The 21,870-nt window shown below is 66.7% G+C and carries 20 protein-coding genes; 8 read left to right on the top strand and 12 right to left on the bottom strand.

All coding sequences use genetic code 11. The features are described from left to right. Window positions 1–8: 8 nt before the first annotated feature. The 4 genes from AC27VE_RS07320 to AC27VE_RS07305 all read right to left on the bottom strand — a co-directional run bounded on the left by AC27VE_RS07320 (window position 9) and on the right by AC27VE_RS07305 (window position 4,999). A complete protein-coding gene (locus tag AC27VE_RS07320) occupies window positions 9–1,463 on the bottom strand; it encodes an amidohydrolase family protein (protein WP_488703443.1) in 1,455 nt (484 codons plus the stop codon). A 71-nt stretch (window positions 1,464–1,534) separates the two neighbouring features. After that, a complete protein-coding gene (locus tag AC27VE_RS07315; protein ID WP_280027313.1) occupies window positions 1,535–3,112 on the bottom strand; it encodes an ABC transporter substrate-binding protein in 1,578 nt (525 codons plus the stop codon). Window positions 3,113–3,158: 46 nt separating this feature from the next. Then, the gene (locus AC27VE_RS07310) at window positions 3,159–4,064 is read right to left on the bottom strand and encodes an ABC transporter permease (RefSeq protein WP_488703442.1); all 906 of its coding nucleotides are present in this window, start codon (window positions 4,062–4,064) and stop codon (window positions 3,159–3,161) included. Then, entirely contained in the window at window positions 4,061–4,999 is a 939-nt protein-coding gene (locus AC27VE_RS07305) for an ABC transporter permease (RefSeq protein ID WP_006226754.1), read from the bottom strand. The genes AC27VE_RS07310 and AC27VE_RS07305 overlap by 4 nt, the downstream gene beginning before the upstream one ends. A gap of 402 nt (window positions 5,000–5,401) precedes the next feature. Between AC27VE_RS07305 and lhpI the strand changes: the two genes are divergently transcribed. Further along, window positions 5,402–6,358, top strand: coding sequence for a bifunctional Delta(1)-pyrroline-2-carboxylate/Delta(1)-piperideine-2-carboxylate reductase (gene lhpI, locus AC27VE_RS07300; RefSeq protein ID WP_488703441.1), 957 nt, complete (start codon window positions 5,402–5,404; stop codon window positions 6,356–6,358). A gap of 208 nt (window positions 6,359–6,566) precedes the next feature. Here lhpI and AC27VE_RS07295 read toward each other — a convergent pair whose 3' ends face one another. Further along, window positions 6,567–7,241 (bottom strand): hypothetical protein, encoded by a 675-nt coding sequence (locus AC27VE_RS07295; protein ID WP_488703440.1) that lies wholly within the window; start codon window positions 7,239–7,241, stop codon window positions 6,567–6,569. A gap of 21 nt (window positions 7,242–7,262) precedes the next feature. After that, window positions 7,263–8,198, bottom strand: a complete 936-nt coding sequence (locus AC27VE_RS07290; protein WP_424625657.1) for a LysR family transcriptional regulator — start codon at window positions 8,196–8,198, stop codon at window positions 7,263–7,265. Window positions 8,199–8,295: 97 nt separating this feature from the next. On the opposite strand from AC27VE_RS07290, the gene AC27VE_RS07285 reads away from it, so the two are divergent. After that, window positions 8,296–9,516, top strand: coding sequence for an MFS transporter (locus AC27VE_RS07285; protein WP_488703439.1), 1,221 nt, complete (start codon window positions 8,296–8,298; stop codon window positions 9,514–9,516). 30 nt (window positions 9,517–9,546) lie between these two features. On the opposite strand, the gene AC27VE_RS07280 is transcribed toward AC27VE_RS07285, so the two are convergent. Both AC27VE_RS07280 and AC27VE_RS07275 read right to left on the bottom strand, forming a co-directional pair. Continuing rightward, window positions 9,547–10,440, bottom strand: a complete 894-nt coding sequence (locus AC27VE_RS07280; RefSeq protein WP_424625659.1) for a DUF4261 domain-containing protein — start codon at window positions 10,438–10,440, stop codon at window positions 9,547–9,549. A gap of 84 nt (window positions 10,441–10,524) precedes the next feature. Further along, window positions 10,525–11,439 (bottom strand): LysR substrate-binding domain-containing protein, encoded by a 915-nt coding sequence (locus tag AC27VE_RS07275; protein WP_035213910.1) that lies wholly within the window; start codon window positions 11,437–11,439, stop codon window positions 10,525–10,527. A gap of 123 nt (window positions 11,440–11,562) precedes the next feature. On the opposite strand from AC27VE_RS07275, the gene dkgB reads away from it, so the two are divergent. From dkgB to AC27VE_RS07255, 4 genes are read left to right on the top strand one after another with little or no spacing between them, the layout of a single operon-like run. Continuing rightward, window positions 11,563–12,366, top strand: coding sequence for a 2,5-didehydrogluconate reductase DkgB (gene dkgB, locus AC27VE_RS07270; RefSeq protein WP_488703438.1), 804 nt, complete (start codon window positions 11,563–11,565; stop codon window positions 12,364–12,366). Window positions 12,367–12,378: 12 nt separating this feature from the next. Continuing rightward, a complete protein-coding gene (locus AC27VE_RS07265; RefSeq protein ID WP_488703437.1) occupies window positions 12,379–13,347 on the top strand; it encodes a TIGR03571 family LLM class oxidoreductase in 969 nt (322 codons plus the stop codon). Continuing rightward, window positions 13,322–14,446: an alkene reductase gene (locus AC27VE_RS07260; RefSeq protein WP_488703436.1), complete on the top strand. Its 1,125-nt coding sequence runs from the start codon at window positions 13,322–13,324 to the stop codon at window positions 14,444–14,446. Before AC27VE_RS07265 ends, AC27VE_RS07260 begins: the two co-directional genes overlap by 26 nt. Beyond that, window positions 14,443–15,336 carry an NAD-dependent epimerase/dehydratase family protein gene (locus AC27VE_RS07255; RefSeq protein WP_488703435.1) on the top strand — a complete coding sequence of 298 codons (894 nt, stop codon included), beginning with the start codon at window positions 14,443–14,445 and terminating at the stop codon, window positions 15,334–15,336. The genes AC27VE_RS07260 and AC27VE_RS07255 overlap by 4 nt, the downstream gene beginning before the upstream one ends. Window positions 15,337–15,384: 48 nt before the next feature. On the opposite strand, the gene AC27VE_RS07250 is transcribed toward AC27VE_RS07255, so the two are convergent. Genes AC27VE_RS07250 through AC27VE_RS07240 form a run of 3 tightly spaced genes read right to left on the bottom strand, consistent with a single transcriptional unit; the run spans window position 15,385 to window position 17,219 of the window. Beyond that, the gene (locus AC27VE_RS07250) at window positions 15,385–16,032 is read right to left on the bottom strand and encodes a DUF799 domain-containing protein (protein WP_427957421.1); all 648 of its coding nucleotides are present in this window, start codon (window positions 16,030–16,032) and stop codon (window positions 15,385–15,387) included. A gap of 2 nt (window positions 16,033–16,034) precedes the next feature. Continuing rightward, on the bottom strand, window positions 16,035–16,529 hold the full coding sequence (locus AC27VE_RS07245) for a DUF4810 domain-containing protein (RefSeq protein WP_488703434.1): 495 nt from the start codon (window positions 16,527–16,529) through the stop codon (window positions 16,035–16,037). 12 nt (window positions 16,530–16,541) lie between these two features. After that, window positions 16,542–17,219 carry a CsgG/HfaB family protein gene (locus tag AC27VE_RS07240; protein ID WP_427957425.1) on the bottom strand — a complete coding sequence of 226 codons (678 nt, stop codon included), beginning with the start codon at window positions 17,217–17,219 and terminating at the stop codon, window positions 16,542–16,544. A gap of 237 nt (window positions 17,220–17,456) precedes the next feature. Here AC27VE_RS07240 and AC27VE_RS07235 point away from each other — a divergent pair, with 237 nt between their 5' ends. Together AC27VE_RS07235 and AC27VE_RS07230 are read left to right on the top strand one after the other, a co-directional pair. After that, the gene (locus AC27VE_RS07235) at window positions 17,457–18,764 is read left to right on the top strand and encodes a chloride channel protein (protein WP_488703433.1); all 1,308 of its coding nucleotides are present in this window, start codon (window positions 17,457–17,459) and stop codon (window positions 18,762–18,764) included. 7 nt (window positions 18,765–18,771) lie between these two features. Further along, window positions 18,772–21,042: an FdhF/YdeP family oxidoreductase gene (locus AC27VE_RS07230; protein ID WP_488703482.1), complete on the top strand. Its 2,271-nt coding sequence runs from the start codon at window positions 18,772–18,774 to the stop codon at window positions 21,040–21,042. A 19-nt stretch (window positions 21,043–21,061) separates the two neighbouring features. Here the strand turns inward: AC27VE_RS07230 and AC27VE_RS07225 are convergent, their stop codons facing one another. Further along, the gene (locus AC27VE_RS07225; protein ID WP_488703432.1) at window positions 21,062–21,838 is read right to left on the bottom strand and encodes a fused MFS/spermidine synthase; all 777 of its coding nucleotides are present in this window, start codon (window positions 21,836–21,838) and stop codon (window positions 21,062–21,064) included. Window positions 21,839–21,870: the final 32 nt, after the last annotated feature.

Genomic DNA, 21,870 nt, shown 5'->3' with positions numbered 1-21,870 from the left:
GCTCTCCGTTACGCGCGGCTGGGGAACACGCGCGGCGACATCGCGTCGATGCTGCGGCCCGCGTAGTCGCGCTGCGACACCGTCGCGATCGTCTGCGCCTGGGCGCGTTCGACTTCCTGCATGCAGCGTTCGATATCGATGGTCAGCAGTTGTCCATTCCTGACGACCTGTTCACCGTCCACGTATACGTCGCGGATGGCGCGATCGCCGGCCGAATAGATCAGGCTGCGCAGCGGCTCGCGGCCGGGGCGCATGTAGGGATGCGACAGGTCGACCAGCGAGAAGTCGGCCTTGCCGCCGACCGCGATGCGGCCGATGTCTTCGCGGCCCAGCATCTTGGCGCCGTTCACCGTGGCGGCGTTGAACACTTCCTCGGTGGAGGCGGCGCGGAAGTGGCCGGCCTGCAACCGGGCCACGTAGCAGGCCAGGCGCATCTCATCGAGCATGTTGTGCGGGAAGGTGTCTGTGCCAATGCCCACATTGATGCCGGCGCGCAAATAGCGGCCCAGGAAGCTCAGCGCGATGCCGCGACGCACGAACACCGTGGGACAGTGCGCCACGTGCGAGCCCGACCGCTGCAACAGGCCGAAGTCGTCGGCATGCGGCCAATACAGCGCGCGGTGGTCGTTCAGGAAGATGCCGTGGCCGATGATCAGGTCCTGGTCCAGCAGCCCTTGGTCATCCAGCCATTCGATGGGCGTGCGGCCGTGGCGGCGCGTCATCTCGGAGAATTCCACCACGCTTTGCGCGGCATGGATCTGCATCGGGATGCCCAGCCGGCGCGCAACCGCCTGCGCTTCCTTCAGCAGTTCGGGCGAGCACGTGTCCACCTGCGACGGGCACAGCATGGCGCTCAGGCGGCCGCTGGGATGGTGGATGGCGCTGTCCACCACGTCCAGCGCGGCTTCGAACGATTTGACGGCGCCGGCTTCGTCCCAGGTGTATTCCACCGAATGGCCGTCGGTCGTGCGCCAGGCGGCAGAACGGAACATGGGGCCCAGCACGCCGCGGATGCCGGTGCCGGCCACCACATCGGCCCAGCCCGGCCGCGGCAAGGACATGTCCACGAAGGTCGTCACGCCGGACAACAGCATCTCGGATACGGCGACCTGGTTGGCGTACTGCGCGGTTTCGATGCCCATGCGAAAGACGGGCATGTATTCGTACAGCGAGCTCTGGCCCAGCTTGTCGCTGCCCAGCTCTTCCAGCAAGCCGCGATTGCCGGGTTCTGACGACGGATGGGTGTGCACGTTGACCAGCCCCGGCATCGCCATCAGGCCGTTGCCCGGCACGACGCTGTCGGCGGGCCCCGCATAACCGGTGCCTGCGTGGATGACGGTGTTGCCGCGCATCACCAGGTCGGCGTTTTCGATGTAGACGTGCGAACCCAGTTCGGCGTCCCATGCCACCAGCGTGGACAGGTTCTTGAAATGGGTGATGCGGGCTTGATTGGTGTCGCTCACGGAAGGCTCTCTGTACGGCGTGAAAGGGGTGTAACGGTGGCGCGGCAGGGGCCGCACCACCTTGTCGTGGCTTACTTGAAGGCGATGTCCAGGCCCTTGTAGGCCGCCGCGCCGAAGATGCCGTGCGCGCGGAACGGCTTCATGCGCGGACCGCCCACCAGGTAGAGCGAGTCGTGGTACAGCGGAATCCACGCGGCGCCGTCCGAAATCTTGGTCAGGGCCTTGGACAGGATGGCGTCGCCCGCCGCGGCGTCCAGCGCCTCGCTGCCTTCGGCCAGCCATTGGTCGGTTTCGGCGTCCTTCCAGTTCATGCGGTTGGGCGTGGGCACGCTGTTGGACAGGAAGTAGCTGTTGAGCGCTTCGCCCGTGCTCATGTAGCCGAAGCTCATGCTGAACTCATCGAATTCCTGCGTGGCCAGCTTGCCCCAGGCGGACGTCGAATCGAACAGCTGCACGCGCAGGTCGACGCCGACCTTCTTCATGTCGCCCTGCACGGCTTCCATGATGTCTTTCCAGTAGCCGGTGATGCCGTAGTGCAGCAGCGACAGCTTCTGGCCGTCCTTGTAGCGGTAGCCGTCGGATTGCTTCTTCCAGCCGGCTTCGTCCAGCAGCTTGTTGGCGGCGGCTGGGTCGTAGCGGAAGGCGTCATTGCTGCCGGCGGGCGTGGCTGTGGCCAGCATGCTGGTGGCGGGCTGCGCTTCGCCGAAGGTGATGGCTTCGGTCAACGCCTTGCGGTTGATGGCCAGGTTGATGGCGCGACGCACGTTCACGTCGGTCAGCATGGGCTTGTCGATCTTGAAGCCCAGGAAGAACGTCCAGTAGAAAGGATCGGCGCGGCTGACGAACAGGCGCTTGTCGCCCTTCAGGTCCTTGATGGCCCATTGCGGCAGGTAGCGCGACAGGTCCGCCTGGCCGCTTTGCAGCGCGGTCAGGCGCGTGCTTTCCTCGGGCACGATCTTCCAGACGATCTTGTCGACCTTGGGCGTGGGGTCCTTGTAGATGGACGGGCCCCAGTTGTAGCCGGCGTGGCGGGTCAAGACCACTTCATTGCGCGGCGACCAGCTCTGGAAGCAGTACGGGCCCGTGCCGTCAAAGGCCTTCACGCCGTAGTCCGGGCCCAGCTCCTTGACCTGGTCGATGTTGATGACCGAGTGCATGTAGTGCGCCATCTGCTGCAGCAGCTCGTTGTAGGGCTTTTTCAGCTTGTAGACCACGGTGACGTCGTCGGGCGCAGTGATGCTGTCCACCGGCCCCGCGCGCCAGCGCTCCAGGCCCTTGGTTTCCGGATTCAGCCAACGCTCGTAGCTGGCCACCACATCCTTGGCCGTCATCTTCTTGCCGCTGCAGAACGAGACGTTGTCGCGCAGCGCGAAGGTGTAGGTCAGGCCGTCGGGCGACACCGTCCAGCTCTTGGCCAGCGCCGGCACCGGCGTTTTCATGTCGTAGTCCAGGCCCACCATGGTGTCGGCGGCCATGAACAGCACTTCCGCCGCGCCGCGCGCGGTGGTGCGGTGCGGATCGTACTTGTCGGTATCCAGCTCGCGCAGGATCAGCACCGTCTTGTCGGATTGGGCGACGGCGTGCGTGGGCGCGGCCAGCAGGCAGGTCAGCGCCAGGGGCGCGAGGGCCAGGCCTTTGATGAGCGTCATGGTGGTGGTTTCCCCGTTGTGGTGTGTTGTGGTGGTCAGGCGCGATTCAGAAACGCAGCTTGGGATCCAGCGCATCGCGCAGGCTGTCGCCCAGCAGATTGAAGGCCAGCACGATGAAGAAGATCGTCATCGTGGGTATGGTGGAAATGTGCGGGAAGATCTGCAGGAACTTGCGGCCGTCGGCGGCCATGCTGCCCAGCTCGGCGAACGGCGGCTGCGGGCCCAGGCCCAGGAACGACAGCACCGAACCCAGCAGGATCGTGTGGCCCAGCTGCAGGGTCGCGTAGATCATCAGCATGGACGAGCAGTTCGGCAGCAGGTAGCGCGTGATCAGGTAGAAGTTGCCGAAGCCCATGGCATGGCCGGCTTCCATGTATTCCTGCTTCATCACCACCATGGCGGAACCGCGCGCGATGCGCGCCATGCCCGGGATGGCCGACACGCCCAGCGCCAGCACCATCGACAAGGTGCCGGGCCCCAGCAGCGCCGACAGGCTCAGGCCGAACAGGATGGCCGGAAACGACAGCAGCACGTCCACGACGCGCATGATCACGCCTTCCAGCGGCCGGTAATACGCCGCCAGGATGCCCAGGACGGCGCCGATGCCCGAGCCGCCGATCACCGCCAGCACGCTCAGCATCAGGGTCGCGCGGATGCCGTAGATGATGCGCGACAGGATGTCGCGGCCTTGCACGTCGGTGCCCAGCAGATAGGTGATGCCGTCGGACGACATCCAGCCCGGCAGCTTGCGTGCGATGGCCATGTTGGTGGCGTACGGGTCGTGCGGCGCCAGCCAGGGCGCGAACAGCGCGGTCAGCACGATGGCGATCACCGCCAGCAGCGACAGCAGCAGGATGGGATCGCGGCGCAGCCGATCGGCGATGCGCGCCAGCGGCGTGGCCATGGCCTGGGGCGGCAATGCGCCCATGGAGGAGGTCGAGCCTGCGCTCATGATTTTTGTCCCCGCGGATCCAGGTAGCCGTAGAGCAGATCCACGATCAGGTTGATGAAGATGAAGCCCAGCGCCGTCACCAGGATCGCGCCCTGGGCCAGCGGGAAGTCGCCGGCGAAGATGGCGCCCACCGCCATGCGGCCCACGCCGGGCCACGAATAGATCTGTTCGGTCACCACTGCGCCGCCCAGCAGGTTGCCCACTTGCAGGCCCACCAGCGTCACGATCGGCAGCAGGGCGTTGCGCAGCGCATGGCGCAGCACCACGCGGGGTTCGCCCGCCCCCTTGGCGCGTGCAGTGCGCACGTAGTCGCCGCTAAGCGTTTCGATGACCGCGGTGCGCGTGATGCGCGCCACCGGCCCGATCAGCACCGACCCCAGCGTCAGCGCGGGCAGGGCGATGGACTCCAGCCCGGCCAGCGTCCACAAGGGGCCGTTGCGGCCGATGTAGGGCAGGATGCCGGCGCCGCCCACGTGCTGAACCAGCAGCAGGCCCACCCAGAACACGGGTAGCGACACGCCGACGACGGACAGGGTCATGACGAAGCGGTCGATCAACTTGCCGCGGCGGTAGGCGGCCAGCGTGCCCAGCAGGATCGCCAGCGGAATCGACCAGATCACGCTGGCCAGCATCAATTCGACCGTGGCCCCGATGGTGCCGCCGATCTCGTCGATCACGGGCACGTTCGAGATCATCGAGCGGCCCAGGTCCAGATGCGCCAGGCGCCACATGTAGCCGGTCAGCTGCACCAGCAGCGGCTTGTCCAGGCCCAGCTCCTGGCGCACCTGTGCCAGCTCGTCGGCGGTGGCGGTCGGACCGGCGATGACGGCAGCGGGATCGGCGGGGGCCACTTGCAGCAGCACAAAGCACACCACGATCACGCCCAACAGGACCGGCAAGGAAATGGTGAGGCGGTTGAGCAGTTGCCGGATCATGCGACGCGGGCTCCGGTCGCGGGATTCGGCCTGCCGGCGCAGCTGCCCGGTGCGGGCTGTGCGTGGGCAGGGGGAACGGATCTCGGCATAAAACAACCTCTCTTGGTGCGCCCGGGGGCTTACGGTGGTCGAAGAATGCCAGTGCGCCCGTGCCGCGTGGACCCAGGGAAATCCACTATGAAGCCATTTGGACGAAGCGCGACCGAAGCCCCGCAAGCGGTTGATTTCTAATGGATTTCCGGAATTTCCGGCGCCACCGGAAAGCGCATCCGATAACGGGGTGTTATGACGCCTGCGCAAAGATTGATAGCCGGGGAGCGGCCGCCCGGGACGGCCCCGCGAGTGCGCTGCTAGACTGCCTGCGGCCCTACGATTGATTGACCCCTTTCAGGCAGTGATCCCATGCGCTTCATCGACACGGAACAGACCCGGGACGCCCTGTCCTTCGACGCCGTCATCCCCGCCCTGCGCGACGCCTTCCGCGAGGGCGCCACGGTGCCCGGGCGGCACGTCCACGCCATCCAGTCCGGCAACGCCCACGGCACCTCGCTGATCATGCCGGCCTGGAGCGACCGCGGCTATTTCGGCGTGAAGATCATCAACATCTTTCCCGAGAACACCCACCTGGGCCTGCCCGGTCTGCACGCCACCTACAACCTGTACAGCGCCAAGACCGGCGTGCCGATCGCCCAGGTGGACGGCGACATCGTCACCGTCTACCGCACCGCCGGCGCCGCGGCGCTGGGTGCGGACTACCTGGCCCGCCAGGACGCCAGCACGCTCTTGATCGTGGGCTCGGGCCGCATCGCCGGCCTGGTCGCGCAGGCCATGCGCACCGTACGCCCGATCCAGCGCGTGCTGGTGTGGAACGTGCGGGCGGCGGGCGCCGAATCGCTGGCGGCAAGCTTGCGCGAACAAGGCTTTGACGCCCAAGCCACGACCGACCTGGAAGCGGCCACACGCCAGGCGGACATCATCAGCTGCGCCACCTTGTCCACCGTGCCCCTGATCCACGGCGCCTGGCTACGCCCCGGCACCCACCTGGACCTGATCGGCAGCTTCAAGCCGGAAATGCGCGAGACGGATGCCGCCTGTTTCGACGGCACGACGGTCTATGTGGACACCGACGAAGCGCCCACCAAGTCCGGCGACCTGCTGGCCGCCTTCGAGGCCGGCGTGCTGACGCGCGAAGCCATCCAGGGTGATTTGCACCAGCTGACGACGGGCCAACGCCCGGGCCGCCGCAATGCGCAGGAGATCACCGTGTTCAAGGCGGTAGGCAGCGCGCTGGAAGACCTGACGCTGGCCACGCTGGTCTATGAAGCGGTGCACGATTCGGACAGTACCGAAGCATCGTAGGATGGGTGAAGCGCGACAGTCCAGGCGCAGGAACGCTGACGTGCAACGCGCGCAACCCATCAGGCAGCGCTGCCGTTCTAAAGGGCTTCAATCATGGTATCGCCGCTGCTTGATGGGTTGCGCGCGCTTGGCGTCTTGTCTTTGCGTTGAGTCTCTCGCGCTCCACCCATCCTACGACCGGCTCTGCGGACGCGGCTCACGTCCGGAATCAGGGCTGGCGGTCCGGGTGTTGATCCAGGTTCACGCCCATCATCATGCCGCCCCCACCCCCCTGACCACCCCCTTCGCCGCCCCCGCCTGATTTCGCGCCGCCGCCGCCGTCGCCTTTGCCGCGCGCGGTCGAAGATGGCCGCGCGGGGCCCTGCTTGGGGATCTCAAGCGTTGCGGATACCGGATCCAGGTCCAGGACCTGGCGGATGAAATCGCGCAGCGACACCACCAGCTCGGCCGTGTGCACGGGGCGCCCCGCTACCAGGTCGGCTGCCGCCTTGGCCGCCAGCCGCACCTGCTCTTCCGTGCCCAGCAGGATGATGTCGGACAGCGCCGCTTCGGCTGCGTCGCGCATGCGGCGCGCGCGTTCGCCGCTGGGCCGGTCGGGCTCGGCGTCGCCCCCCGTCTGTGGCTCTCCCGCCGCCTGCCGTTTCACATCGCGCAGATGCCGGGGGTCTACCGCCAGGTTGCCGGTGAAAGACCCGCCCAGCGTCTTGTAGGCCGCGATCAAGGTGCGCAGCCTTTCGTTGATCTGTCGGTTCTCGCGCGCGCGGCGTTGCTGGATGGTCTGCATCACCAGCAAGCGGATGCCCACGCCGATCAGCGTGATCAGCGCCAAGCCCAGCAATGTCGACAGCAGGCCCTGCCAGGAACTGAAATCCAGATTACGCATGCGATGGGCTCCCGGGTTGCGTCAACCGCCGGCCAATCCCGCCGGCAGGTGTTCGCGCATGATTTCGATGAATCGGCGCAGCCGCGCCGGCTGGAAACGCGACGGCGCATAGACCAGGGACACCGGCAGCGGATCCGCCTGCCACTGCGGCGCCAGATGCACCAGCCGGCCCGCGGCCAGGTCGTCCTGCATCGCCCAGGCCGACCCCAGCGCCACGCCCAGCCCCAGCACCGCGGCCTTGCGCAGCGCATGCAAACCGTCGGTGGACAGGCGGGGCTGGATGCCGAATCGTTCGGACTCGCCTGAACCGCAATGCGTCAGGCTCACTTCAGTTCGGTAGAAGGTCCGCAGCGCCAGCCAGGGCAGGCGCGCCAGTTCGGCGGGCTGCTGCGGCACCGGCGCGCCTTGCAGCAAGTCAGGTGACGCAATCACGATGCGCGGGACGTGGCCCAGTTTCACGGCGATCACCGAGGGATCCGTCACCGGCCCCACGCGGATCGCGCAATCGACGTTCTCGGCGATCAGGTCGGGCATGCGGTCATGCAGCAGCCATTCCACCCGCATGTTCGGATACTGCTGCAGGTACTTCGCCAACGGCTCGACGAACTGGTCCTGCCCGAACGCATGCGGCGCCACCACGCGCAAGGTGCCGATGGGCTCGTCGCCCGCGCCGCGCACCTCGCTTTCGAACGATTGCCACGTAGCGATCAGTTCCTTCGCGCGTTCATAGCAGCGCTGGCCGTCTTCCGTGAGCCGGATCGCGTGGGTGGACCGCTGCAGCAGCCGCACGCCCATCGTGCGTTCCAGCAATTGCAGGCGGCGGCTGACGGTGGGCTGCGTGCCGCCCATCTGCGCGGCGGCGGCCGACAAGCTGCCGGCCTCGACGATGCGTACGAACGTTTCGATCAAAAGGAGGCGGTCCGTGCCGGCCGCGGCGTTCAGGGCGGGGGTGCTCATACGCCTATCGTATAACGGATGTACCTCGGGATCGGCTACCAAAACCGCGGTGCGGCGCCCAGAATCTGCCCCGTACCTGATCCACCGGATAGCCATCATGTCATCTCGAACTTCCTCCACCACCCTGTCGCGCGGCCTGATCCTGCTGCTTGCCGTCGGCGCAGGCCTGTCGGTTGCGTCCCTGTATTACAGCCAGCCCATGCTGGGCGTGCTGGGCGCCGACATCCACGCCAGCGCCGAAACGCTGGGCTGGATCCCCACCCTGACGCAGCTGGGCTATGCCTTCGGCATCCTGATGCTGGCGCCGCTGGGCGACCGCCACGACAGAAAGCGCATCATCCTGATCAAGGCCGCCGTGCTGAGCCTGGCCCTGCTGTCGGCCGCCGTGTCGCCGTCCATCGGCGTGCTGCTGGCGGCCAGCTTCGTGGTGGGCCTGTCGGCCACGCTGGCGCAAGACATCGTGCCGGCGGCCGCCCATCTGGCGCCTGCTGAAGCCCGTGGCAAGATCGTCGGCACGGTCATGACCGGCCTGCTGCTGGGCATCCTGCTGTCGCGCGTGGTCAGCGGTTTCGTGGCCGAACAGTTCGGCTGGCGCGCGATGTTCGTGGCGGCTGCCGTGACCATCGTGGCGCTGGGCGTCGCGCTCTCGCGGGGACTGCCGCGTTTCGTGCCCTCGACGCAACTGGCGTACCGCGCCCTGCTGGGATCGCTGGCGACCTTGTGGCGCCAGCATCCCGGGCTGCGGCGCGCCGCCATGGCGCAAGGCCTGCTGTCCCTGGGCTTCAGTGCATTCTGGTCGACCCTGGCGGTGATGCTGCACGGCGCGCCCTTCCATCTGGGTGCGGGCGCGGCTGGCGCGTTTGGCCTGGCCGGTGCAGCCGGCGCCCTGGCCGCGCCGCTGGCGGGACGCGTCGCTGACACCCGTGGTCCGATGGCCGTCGCCAGCCTGGGCGCGGGGCTGACGATGGTGTCGTTTGCCGCCATGCTGTTTTTGCCGCTGCTGTCGCCGCATGCCGCACTGTGGTTGATCGCGGGCAGCGCCGTCGGCTTCGACCTGGGCATCCAGACCTCGCTGATCGCGCACCAGAGCATCGTCTACGGCATCGACCCCGCTGCCCGCAGCCGGCTCAACGCCATCCTGATGACAGGCGTGTTCATCGGCATGGCCGCCGGCGGCGCGCTGGGCAGCCTGGCGCTGGCGCACTGGGGCTGGACCGGCGTCACGCTGGTCGCAGCCAGCGCGGCGGCCGTGGCGCTGGCCCTGCGGTTGCGGCCCGGCGTCACCCGCAACGGCCACCCCAGCCACTACGCGGCGTAGGGCCTAGGCCAGCCCGGGGAGCGTTCGCCGTTATTCCGGCTTGTTGATCTCGTCGGCCGTGATGATCTCGGCCACCAACACCTGCCCGGGGCCATCCAGGTAATACTCTTCCTTGGCCGGATCGCGCAGCTTCATGAAGGCGTTTTCGCCGATCTGCATGGTGTGGCCGGCGCCCAGCTCGGCGCCGCTCTCGCGCAGGTATCCCATGATGTTGTTGAACATGTTCGAGTAGGTCTCGCCTTCGTGGTGGCCGCGGGCCAATGCCGCGAAGTCGGGCAGGCCGAACGCGTCGCCGCCGTACGTGCGCATCCACACGCCGTCCACGCCTTCGACCTCGTATTTCACGAAGCCGCAATACAGCATGTTCAGCGGCAGCGTGCGCAACAGGTCAAGGCTTTCTTCGCCCAGCGATTCGGCGTCGAACACGCCGGCGGGCAGCGAGGTGTGTGCATGCTCGTTCAGCACCGCCATCGCCCCGAAGCCCGTCAACGCACCCGCCACGGCGGCCAGCGCCACATATTGCTCCAGCGGGTCTTCTTCAAAGCCGGCGTAGTACAGGATGATGTGGCTGGCGTGGCCGCGGATCTCGTCTTTCACCGTGCCCGGGTAATGCGAGGGCGCCACGCAGGCTTCCAGCGAGTCGTTGGGATAGGGTGCGTTAAAGCCCACCATCCGCACGACATGCTTGTCCCAACCGACCAGGCCCAGGAACTCCGGCATGTCGGGCGCGATCTCGGCGCGCGCCTGGCCCATCGACGGGTGATAGGCGCGCAGCGCCGCCGTCAACGTGTCTTCGGCGATTGCCAGCGGCGCGGCGAACAGCACCTGCAAGCTCAGGGGATTCTCGATGGCGGGGTTGGCGGACAGCGCGCGGGCGTCAGCGCTTTCTTCCTTGCGGCCAAAGAAACGGGAGAAGATGCTCATGGTTCGGGACCTGGAAAATAAACGGGGGCAGTATACGGTTGCCCCTTCGGTCCGCTACGCCACTGTCGCCAATGGACACATCTCTCACCGCGCGGCCGGCTCCAGGAAGCCATCCTTGCCGATCGTCTCCACCACGTAGTCGATGAAGGATTTGATGCGCGACGAGATCGCCGTATTGCGGTAGTACACCGCATTGATCGGCTGCCTGACGTCCTGCGTCTGCTTGACCAGCACCTGCTGCAGCGCGCCGCTGGCGCGGTCGCCACGCGTCATGAAATCCGACAGGCACACCACGCCGCCATCGTTCAGCGCCAACTGCCGCAGCGTCTCGCCGCTGAAGGCGCGCACGCCCGGTTTCACGTGCAAAGGCTGGCCATCGATATCCAGCAACGGCCATTCGTTCAGCGATTCCAGTTGCGAGAAACCCAGCAGCGTATGCGAAGCCAGGTCCGCCACGCGCTTGGGCGTGCCGCGCGCGGCCAGATACGCCGGGCTGGCCAGGACGCGCACCCGGCTTGCGCCCAGCGGCACCGCATGCAGCGACGAATCCTTCAGCCGCCCGATGCGGATGGCCAGGTCCGTGCGGCGTTCCAGCAGGTCGATGTTGCCTTCGTTGCTGTTGAGCTCCAGCTCCACTTGCGGATAGCGCTTGCGGTAGCCGGGCACCAGCGGCGCAATCACATGCAGCATGAAAGGCGACGCCGCGTCCACCCGCAGCAGCCCGGCGGGCTGGTTGCGGCGCACGTTCATCAGTTCTTCGGTTTCCTCCACCGACGCCACGATCCGCCGCACCTGCTCCAGGTACGTCTTGCCCTCTTCGGTCAGCTCCAGCCGGCGCGTCGTGCGGCGCATCAGCGTGGTCTGCAGCTTCTCTTCCAGCCGGCTCATCGTGCGGCTGGTGGCGGAAATGGTCTGCCCCAGCACGTCGGCGGCGGCGGTGATGGACCCGCTGTCGACCACGGCGATAAAGACCTGCATTTCGTCGAGTGTGGTTTTCATAATTGACTTTATATCAAAAGTCTTTCGCCAATACAGGGCTTTTTCCGCAAGTATCGCGCGGGCACACTAGCTGCATTCCCGGGCAACATCGTCCGGCCCCGCATACCCACCATGGAGTTTCACATGAGCATTCCCGCATTTGGCGTCGGCACGTTCCGCCTGCAAGGCCAGGTCGTCATCGATTCGGTGCGCAACGCGCTGGACATCGGCTACCGCGCCATCGACACCGCGCAGATCTACGAGAACGAAGCCGAGGTCGGCCAAGCCATCGCCGAGTCCGGCGTGGCCCGCGAAGACCTGTTCGTCACCACCAAGATCTGGGTGCCCAACTATGCCCAGGGCAAGCTCGTGCCCAGCCTGCAAGACAGCCTGGCCAAGCTGCGTACCGACTACGTCGACCTGACCCTGATTCACTGGCCGGCACCGGGCAATGGCGTGACCGTTGCGGAATTCATGACCGCGCTGGCTGAAGCCAAGGCCCAGGGCCTGACCCGGCAGATCGGCATTTCCAATTTCCCCATCGCCGAAACCCGCGCCGCCATCGCCGCCGTGGGCCGCGACGCGATCGCCACCAACCAGATCGAACTCAGCCCTTACCTGCAGAACGCCGCGCTGACCGCCTTCCTGAAAGAGCAGGGCATCCACGTCACGTCCTACATGACGCTGGCCTACGGCAAGGTGCTGAAAGACCCCGTGATCAGCCAGATCGCCGAACGCCATGACGCCACGCCTGCGCAAGTCGCGCTGGCCTGGGCGCTGCAACTGGGCTATTCCGTGATCCCGTCGTCGACCAAACGCGAGAACCTGGCCAGCAACCTGCTTGCCCAGCAACTGCGGCTGACGGCGGATGACATGGCCGCGATCGCCGCGCTGGAACGCAACGGCCGCGAAGTCAGCCCGGAAGGCCTGGCCGCCGCCTGGGACTAAGAGGAAATCGCCATGACGACCGCATTGGACACCTTGACGGCGGGCGGCTTCAGCATCGGCCTTGAAGCCCCGCTGGACCATGACTGGACCCCCGCCGGCGAGGCGTCCCGGCGGCAGTCTGGCCGCCTGCCCGGCGAGCCGGATCTGCAGCAGCATGCAGATCTGGCGCGCCTGGCCGACCATCTGGGCTTTCGCGCGCTGTGGGTGCGCGATGTGCCCGTGTACGACCCCAACTTCGGCGATGCCGCCCAGGTCTTCGAAATCTTCAGCTACCTGGGGTATTTGGCAGGCATCACGCGCGACATCCTGCTGGGCACGGCGGCCGTGGTGCTGCCGCTGCGCGAACCGTTGCTGACGCTCAAGTCAGCCTCCACCCTCCAGCACCTGAGCGGCAACCGCCTGCTGCTGGGGGTAGCCAGCGGCGACCGTCCGGTGGAGTACCCGCTGTTCGGCCGCGACTTCGCGTCGCGCGGCGCGGCGTTCCGCGAGCAGATCGCCTTGCTGCGCGACAACGCGCGCGCACAATTGCCGCCTGGCCTGGCCATGCTGCCCCGCCCGCCGTCCCCGCTGCCGCTGCTGGTGGCCGGGCTGGCGCAACAGACGCCGGACTGGATCGGCGCCCACCTGGACGGCTGCCTGGCGTACCCCGGCGCGCCGGACGACCATCTGCACCGAGCCGCGGCCTGGCGCCGCGTGGCCGGCGACAAGCCCTACATCAGCTTCATCCATCTGGACCTCGTTGAGGACGCCGACGCGCCGCTGCGCCGGTTCCGTTTCGGCGCACAGGCCGGCCGCCGCGCATTGATCGAAGAACTACGCGCGCTGCATGCCTCGGGCGTGCACCACATTGGCCTGCACCTGCGCCGCAACACCCGGCCGCTCGCCGAAACGCTGCGCGAAATCGCAGAAGAAGTCCTGCCCCATTTCCATACCGAATCCCCCGAAGAGAGCCTCCATGAAGACACGCGATCCCTTGTTTGAGCCGCTGACGCTGGGTGGCCTGACGCTACCCAACCGCGTCGTGATGCCGCCCATGACGCGCTCGCGCGCCACCCAGCCGGGCGACGAAGCCAACGCGCTGATGGCGCACTACTACGCCCAGCGCGCCGGCGCCGGGCTGATCGTCAGCGAAGGCACCTATATCTCGCCCATGGGCAAGGGTTATGCGGGCACGCCGGGTCTTTGCACCCCGGCGCAGGTGGCCGGCTGGCGCTGCGTGACCGACGCTGTGCATGCCGCCGGCGGCCGCATCTTCGCCCAGCTGTGGCACGTGGGGCGCCTGAGCCACACCAGCCTGCTGGGCGGCCGCGCGCCCGTGTCCTCGTCCGCAATCCAGGCCGACGGCGTCAACGTCTTCGTCGAGAACGCCGATGGCAGCCCGAACTTTGTGCAGGCCTCCGTGCCGCGCGCGCTGTCCAAGGCCGAAATCCGCGCCATCGTCGAGGAATACGCCCAAGCCGCGCGCAACGCCATCGTTGCCGGTTTCGACGGCGTGGAACTGCATGCCGCCAACGGCTACCTGGTCAACCAGTTCCTGGATTCGCATGCCAATGCGCGCACCGACGAGTACGGCGGTTCGCTGGAGAACCGCATCCGGTTCCTGGACGAGGTGGCGCGCGCCCTGATCGACGCCATGGGCGATCCGTCCCGCGTCGGCATCCGGCTGGCGCCGCTGACCACCCTGAACGGCTGCGTGGATGCGGACCCGGTGGCCACCTATACGGCCGCGGCAGAGCGCCTGGGCGAGATCGGCGTGGGCTACATCCACATCGCCGAGGCCGACTGGGACGATGCGCCGGACATGCCGGCGGCCTTCAAGCAGGCGCTGCGCCGCGCTTACCCCGGCGTGCTGATTTACGCCGGCAAGTACACCGCCCTGCGTGCCCGCGATGCGCTGCAAGCCGGCTGGGCCGATCTGATCGCGTTTGGCCGACCGTTCGTGGCCAACCCCGATCTGCCGGAACGGCTGCGCAACGACGAACCGCTGGCCGAGCATGACCGCGCGACCCTCTTCGGCGGCGACGCCCGGGGGCTGACTGACTATCCGGCCTACCCGCACAACCAGGAGCAACCCTCATGAAGATCTTCATCACTGGCGCCAGCGGCTTCATCGGCGGCGCGGTCGCGGCCACGCTGGCAAAGGCCGGCCACGCGGTCAGGGGACTGATCCGCGATCCGTCGCGCGCGGACGAGCTACGCGCCTTCGGTATCGAACCCGTTCTTGGCACGCTGGACGATTCGGCGCTGCTGCAGGAAGAATCCCGTGCGGCCGATGCCGTCATCAACGCCGCCGACAGCGACCACGGCGGCGCGGTCGACGCCATGCTTGAAGCGTTGCGCGGCAGCGGCAAGCGCTTTATCCACACCAGCGGCTCCAGCCTGGTCGCCGACAACGCCTTGGGCGAACCCTCAGAGGCGCGCTTTGACGAGACCACACCCATCACGCCGGTCCCGGAAAAGGCGGCCCGCATCGCGATCAACGGCCGCATCCTGGCCGCAGCACCCGGCGTGCACGGCGTGGTGCTGTGCCATAGCCTGATCTACGGCAACGCGCTGGGACCACGCGCGCAAAGCGTGCAGATCCCGCCGCTGGTCGCGCAGGCGCAAGCCAGCGGCATCGCGCGGCACGTGGGCCGTGGCCTGAACCGCTGGTCGAACGTGCATATCGCAGACGTTGCGGCGCTCTATGTCTTGGCGCTGTCTGAGGCGCCGGCCGGCAGCTTCTACTTTGTCGAGAACGGCGAGGCGTCGTTCAGCGACCTCGTCGGCGCCATCGCCGACCGGCTTGGCCTGGGCGCGGCACAGCCCTGGCCTGCGGCCGACGCGATCGCGTGCTGGGGCAAGGACCTGGGCGCCTACGCCCTGGGTTCCAACAGCCGAGTCAGCGCCGACAAGGCGCGCAAGGAACTGGGCTGGGCGCCGCAGCACGCCAGCGTGCTCGACTGGATCGAGTGCGAGATGCGGCTCTGATCCATCGGCACCTGGCAGCCACGGCGTACGCGGAGGCGATGCGCCCGCTTACTGCGTGTCGTAACGCGGCGAGCGCGGGCCGTACAGAATGCCTCCCGGCTGGCCTGCGCTCAGCAGCATGTTGTTCGTCATGCCCGCCACGCCGTAGCTACGGTCAGACAAGGTATTGACGATCTGGTCCACCACGGCCTGGACCAGCATGCCGAGCAAACCGCCGCCACCATTGTTGGCCTGCACCACTTGCTTGGTGCCGGACCACAGCTTGGCGCCGTTTCGCAGATCGACGAGCTGGGCGTCGATCGACACCGTAATCGAACTCTGTAGCACGGCGTAGCTTGACCCATACTGCTTGACGACCATGTAGAGCGCCGCGTCGGCGCCAAAGATCTCGCGCAGCTTGGCCGGCGGCAGTTCATGGATCTCGTCTGGCGTATGCAGGCCGTTCTGCTTGAACGTCTCGTCCATGACGCCAACGGGAATCACGTAGTAGCCGGATTCGGCCAACGGATAGGTCGCCTGGGACAACACCGCGGCAGCGGCGGCGACGTCCACCGACGTATTCAACGGCGGCAGGACCAGAATCGACGTCGGCTTGCTTTCGCGGAATGCCGTGTAATCCACGTCTTTCTGTGGTGCCACGCAACCTGCCAGCAACGCGACCGCGGCCAGCAGGCCCATTCGGAACAGCTTGGTCATGATCAAGACCCCTTCTTCGAGGCAAGCGCCTCCGCGGGCGCGTTGGCGTTGGCGGCAGGCGTGCTCGTGGCGGCCGGATCCGCTGCGGCTGCGGCTGCGGCGTCCTTGGGCTTGCCCACGTTTCGCATCAGGAAATCCATGAACGGCGCGGATTCCGGAAAGGCCACTTTCTCGCCCTGCAGTTGCTCGACGCCCTTGTCGCCGTCGCCCGTCTTCAAATACAGCATGCCCAGGTGCGCCCGGAATCCCGGCGGCAACTCGACATTGGCGGCGCGCGCGGTTTCGATGTTTTTCTCCAGCGCCTGGATTTGCAGCGTGCTGTCCGCGCCGTCGTCCTTCAGGTAGGCGTAGACGGACGGCTGGTAAGACTGCCAGCTGTACATGGGTTTGGGCTGCTGCACGCAGGCGCTCAGCAAGCCGGCCAGCGCCGCGATTGCCAAGCCGCGACCCGCGCGCGCAACAGTGTTCTGGCGACGCATCGCCTGAGCATTCGACATGACCGGATCCCCTTAGTTGGCGGCAGGCTGCCAGGCGCCTTGCTCGATGCCGTCGACAAGCCGGTCCACCGCTTCACGGATTGCCAGGTCCAGCACCTTGCCGTTGAGCGTGGAGTCGTAGCCCGCCGTACCGCCGAAACCGATCACTTCACGGTTCGACAGGCTGTACTCGCCTGCGCCGGACGCGGAATACACCACCTCGGAAGTCACCACGTCGACCACATTCAGATCCACCTTGGCGTAGGCGACCTGTTCCTTGCCGCGGCCCAGAATGCCGAAGAGCTGCTGGTCGCCGGTCACCTTGCGGCCAAAAGCCGTCACATCGCCCGTCACCACGTAACGCGCGCCCTTGATCTGGCTGGCCTTCTTGTTGAATCCGGCTTCCTGCGCAATCTCCGTGAGGTTTTCACGATCCATGACCTGGAAGCGGCCGCTGCGCTGAAGATGGCTGACCACAATCGTCTTGGCCTGACCGCCCAGACGATCCACGCCATCGGAAAAGACGCCTCGCAGATAGTTGGTGCGGTTGTCGAATTTGCCCACGGAGATCGGGCTACGTACGCCTTGATAGGGCTTGCTGGCCGCTGCCACGGCGGGCACCACCAGTGCTTGCGAACGCTCGGTTGCGCAACCCGAAACCACCGCCGACAAAATAGCCAGCGCGCCAATCTTCACGACTTTATTCAGCATCTTTTTTCTCCTGCCAGCCCTTTCACCTGCATCTGGGAAAGCATTTCTAGTCTTGGAATCGAGCGAGGATTATATACAACTGAATACATTTGCTTTTTTTTTGAATTACACCGTCCTGTCCTGCCTTTTTGGACACTGCCCCCGATCACGTTTCATTGACAATCTCCTGCATACACTGCCTGCTATAAAACGCCTGCAAGCCTTTGCCGGCGCGGGCCGGACAGGAGTGGTCGAGTGATGAATGAGGGTTCGGCGGACGATCCGCCACGATGGCGTGCGAGATTGTTTATTGCGGTCCTGCTGACCGGCGTCGTGGCCGGCCTGGGCGGCATGTTGCTGGGCATGCTGCTGCACGCGGTGCAGCACCTGGCCTACGGCTACAGCCTGGATCGCATCGTCAGCCACGAGTCCTTTCTGGAGGGCGTCGAAGCCGCTGACGGCACGCGGCGCCTGCTGGTGCTGATCGTGTGCGGGTTGGTCGCTGGCATCGGCTGGTGGCTGATCTACCGCTACGGGCGCCCGCTGGTCAGCGTCACCGAGGCCGTACAGGATCCCGCCGCCCGCATGCCCGCCACGACGACGTTGGCGCACGCGACCCTGCAGATCGTCACCGTAGCGCTGGGCTCGCCGCTGGGCCGCGAAGTCGCACCTCGCGAAGTGGGCGCGCTGGCGGCCAGCCGGCTATCGACGCTGCTGCGCCTGCCGCCCGATCAGCATCGCCTGATCGTGGCCTGCGGCGCGGGCGCGGGCCTGGCCGCCGTCTACAACGTGCCGCTGGGCGCCGCGCTCTTCGTGCTGGAAGTGCTGCTCGGCACTTTCGCGTGGCCCGCTGCCACCGCCGCGCTGGCTGCCAGCTGCATTGGTGCCGTCGTGGCCTGGATCGGCCTGGGCGACGAGATCCAGTACGCCCTGCCCGCCATGACGGTCAACGCGGGGCTTATCGCGTGGTCGGTGCTGGCGGGCCCGGTATTCGGCCTTGCGGCCTATGGCTTCGTCCGGCTGACGTCGGCCGCCCGCCGCCATGCCGCGCGCGGCTGGCGCCTGCCCGTGGCGGCGCTCATCAACTTCACCCTAATCGGCTGCCTGGCCATCGCGCTGCCGGCGCTGCTGGGCAACGGCAAGGGCGCCGCCCAATTGGGCTTCAGCAATGAACTGACCATCGGGATGGCGGCCACGCTGCTGGTGTTGAAAGTCGCCATCACCAGCAGCTCGCTGCGCGCCGGGGCCTCGGGCGGCCTGCTGACGCCGGGCATCGCCATCGGCGCGCTGCTGGCCGTCGTCCTGGGCGGGCTGTGGAGCCTGGCCTGGCCGGGCGCGCCGCTCGGCGCCTACGCCGTCGTCGGCGCGGCGGCGTTCCTGGCGTCCTCGATGAGCATGCCGCTAACGGCCATCGTGCTGATCGCCGAATTCACGCGTGTCGATCAGGGTTTTCTGGTGCCGATCATCCTGGCTGTGGCAGGCTCTACGGCAGCGCACCATTTTTTATCGTCCCGCGCCGCCCGATCCCCGGCGGCCGCCCAGGGGACGACGCGCAGTACCCCTTAAGAGATTAATCATGAAATCACGCAACCTGACCGGTATCCATCGTTACGACGCGCCCGCAGGCGGCTGGGGCGCGCTCAAGGCGACCGCCCAGGCGGTGGCCGACCAGATGCGCCTGGCCGAAGCGCCCGTGCTGCTGTTGCGCACCAACAAGCCCGACGGCTTCGATTGCCCCGGCTGCGCGTGGCCCGACAAGGCCCACACGTCCACCTTCCAGTTCTGCGAGAACGGCGCGAAAGCGGTCACGTGGGAAGCCACCAAAAAGCGCGTCACGCCGGAGTTCTTCGCCGCGCATACGGTGACCGAGTTGCAGACCTGGTCGGACCACGACCTGGAAAACGCCGGCCGCCTGACGCACCCGCTGATCTACGACGCAGCCAGCGACACCTACCAGCCCATCGAATGGGACGCCGCGTTCGCGCGCATCGGCAGCGCCATGGCCAGCGTGCCCGAACCCGACATGGTCGAGTTCTACACGTCGGGCCGCGCCTCGAACGAAGCGGCCTTCCTGTTCAGCCTGTACGCGCGCGAATTCGGCACGAACAACTTCCCGGACTGCTCGAACATGTGCCACGAGGCCACGAGCGTCGGGCTGCCGCAGACGATCGGCTTCGGCAAGGGCACGGTGTCGCTGGACGACTTCGACGCCTGCGACCTGATCATTTCGATGGGACACAACCCCGGCACCAACCATCCGCGCATGATGGGCACCTTGCACGAATGCGCGCGCCGCGGCGTGCCCATCATCGTGTTCAACCCCTTGCGGGAACGGGCGCTCGAGCGCTTCGCCGACCCGCAGAACGCCATTGAAATGGGCACGCTGAGTTCCACGCGCATCGCGTCCACCTATTACCAGGTGAAGGTCGGCGGCGACGCGGCCGCGCTCAAAGGCATCATGAAAGCGCTGCTGGCGGCCGACCGCCGCGCGCCCGGCGCCATTGACCACGCGTTCATCGCCGAACACACGAACGGCTTTGACGCCTACATCGAAGACCTGGACAACACCGCATGGGCCGACATCGAACAGGCCTGCGGCCTGACGCAGGCCGACCTTGAACAGGTCGCCGCCGCCTACGCCAACTCCAAGGCCGCCATCGTCACCTACGGCATGGGTATCACCCAACATGCACGCGGCACGCAGAACGTGCAGCAGATCGCCGCGCTGCTGCTGATGCGCGGCAACTTCGGCCGGCCCGGCGCCGGCATCTGCCCCCTGCGCGGACACTCCAACGTGCAAGGCAACCGGACCGTCGGCATTACCGAAAAGATCGATCCGGTGATGTTCGACAACATCGAAAAGACCTTCGGCTTCCGACCGCCCGAACGCCACGGGCACGACGCGGTCGACGCCATGAAAGCGATGGTCAGCGGCTACACCCGCGTGCTGATCTGCCTGGGCGGCAACCTCGCCATGGCCTTGTCCGACACCGAGCAATGCGAAGCCGGCATGCGCCGGCTGGAACTTGCGGTGCACATGAACACCAAGCTGAACCGGTCGCACCTGATGATCGGGCGCGACGCGATCATCCTGCCGGTGCTGGGCCGCACCGAAAGCGACGTCCAGGCCACCGGCGCCCAGTCCGTCACGGTGGAAGACTCCATGTCCATGGTGCATGCCTCGCGCGGCAAGCTGGCGCCGGCCTCCGAACACCTGCGCTCGGAGCCCGCCATCATCGCGGGCATGGCCGCCGCCACGCTGCCCAACACGCGCGTCCAATGGCATTACCTGGTTGAAGACTACGGCCGCATCCGCGACCTGATCGAAAAGGTCTACCCCGATTTCCACGGATACAACGAACGCATCCTGAAGCCGGGTGGTTTCCGCCTGCCCTTGCCGCCCACCGAGCGCATCTGGAAAACGAAGTCGGGCAAGGCCGAATTCCTGCCCTTCAAGGGGTTGCAGGAAGACCCCGGCGCCGTCGAATCGCGCAGCCTGAAACTGACGACGCTGCGCAGCCACGACCAGTACAACACCACCATCTATGGCCTGGACGACCGCTACCGCGGCGTGTTCGGCCGGCGCGACGTGCTGTTCATGAATGCCGCCGACCTGGCGCGGCACGGCCTGGAGCATGGCGATGCGGTCGACATCAGCACCGGCCTGCCCGGCGAATCCCATCGCCGCCTGCGGCTCACCGCCATTGCCTACGACATCGCTCCCGGATCGGTCGGCGCGTACTACCCCGAGGCCAACAACCTTTGCCCGCTGGACTATCAGGACAAGCAAAGCGGCACGCCCAGCTACAAGTCCATCCCGGTCGTGATCAGGAAGGCCGCCTAGCGCACGCGGAGCTCGGGGATTACCTGAGCTCCAGCGTCGCCCCGATCACGCGCAAGGTCGGCATCAGTTGCCGCCAGGCGTCCTTGGCGATGACGGCGGGGCGCTTGAGCTCGGCGGCGGCCGGGTCGTTCAGCAAATCGCCCTTACAGGCGAAGACGATGCTGTTGGTCATGTCGTCGTCCACCACTTCGAACATCGCAGACCCGAAGGCCGCGCGCACGCGGTCCAGGTAGTCATGGTGCATCGGGTGATTGACGTGGAAGTTGATGACCAGGATGCCGTCATCGCGCAACGCCCGGTGGCAATCTGCATAGAACGCCTCGGAGCACAGCGCATCGGGAATGCCACCCACGCCGAAGCCGTCCAGGAAGATCACGTCGGCGTGGTCCGACAGGCCACGCAGATGCGCCGCCGCATCGGCCTGGATCACCGAAAATCGTGCATCGTCCTGCGGCACCAGGAAGGTGTCGCGCAACGCGATGACGGCCGGATCGATCTCGACCACTTCGATCGCCGCCCGGGGCAGATGCCGATAGCAGAACTTCGGCAGCGACCCGCCGCCCAGGCCCACCATCAGGATGCGACCAGGCTCGGGGTTGAACAGCACGAAGCCCATCATCATCCGCGTGTACTCAAGCTCCAGCGCATCGGGATTGAGCACGGACATGCTGCTCTGGATTTCCTTCTGCGTGAAATGCAGCGTGCGGCGGGTGCCGTGATTCTGGACGAATGGCCTGTGGATGGCCGCCGGCGCGTCTGGGTGCTGGGCGTCGGCGGAATGCGAAGTATCGGACATGGGCAGGGCGGGTAGAGAAAACAGGCACAAGA

Source organism: Achromobacter sp. 18P8.1.1, from assembly GCF_057799415.1.
The sequence above is the reverse complement of the archived record's forward strand: the minus strand, read 5'-3'. Positions and strand labels throughout refer to the sequence as shown.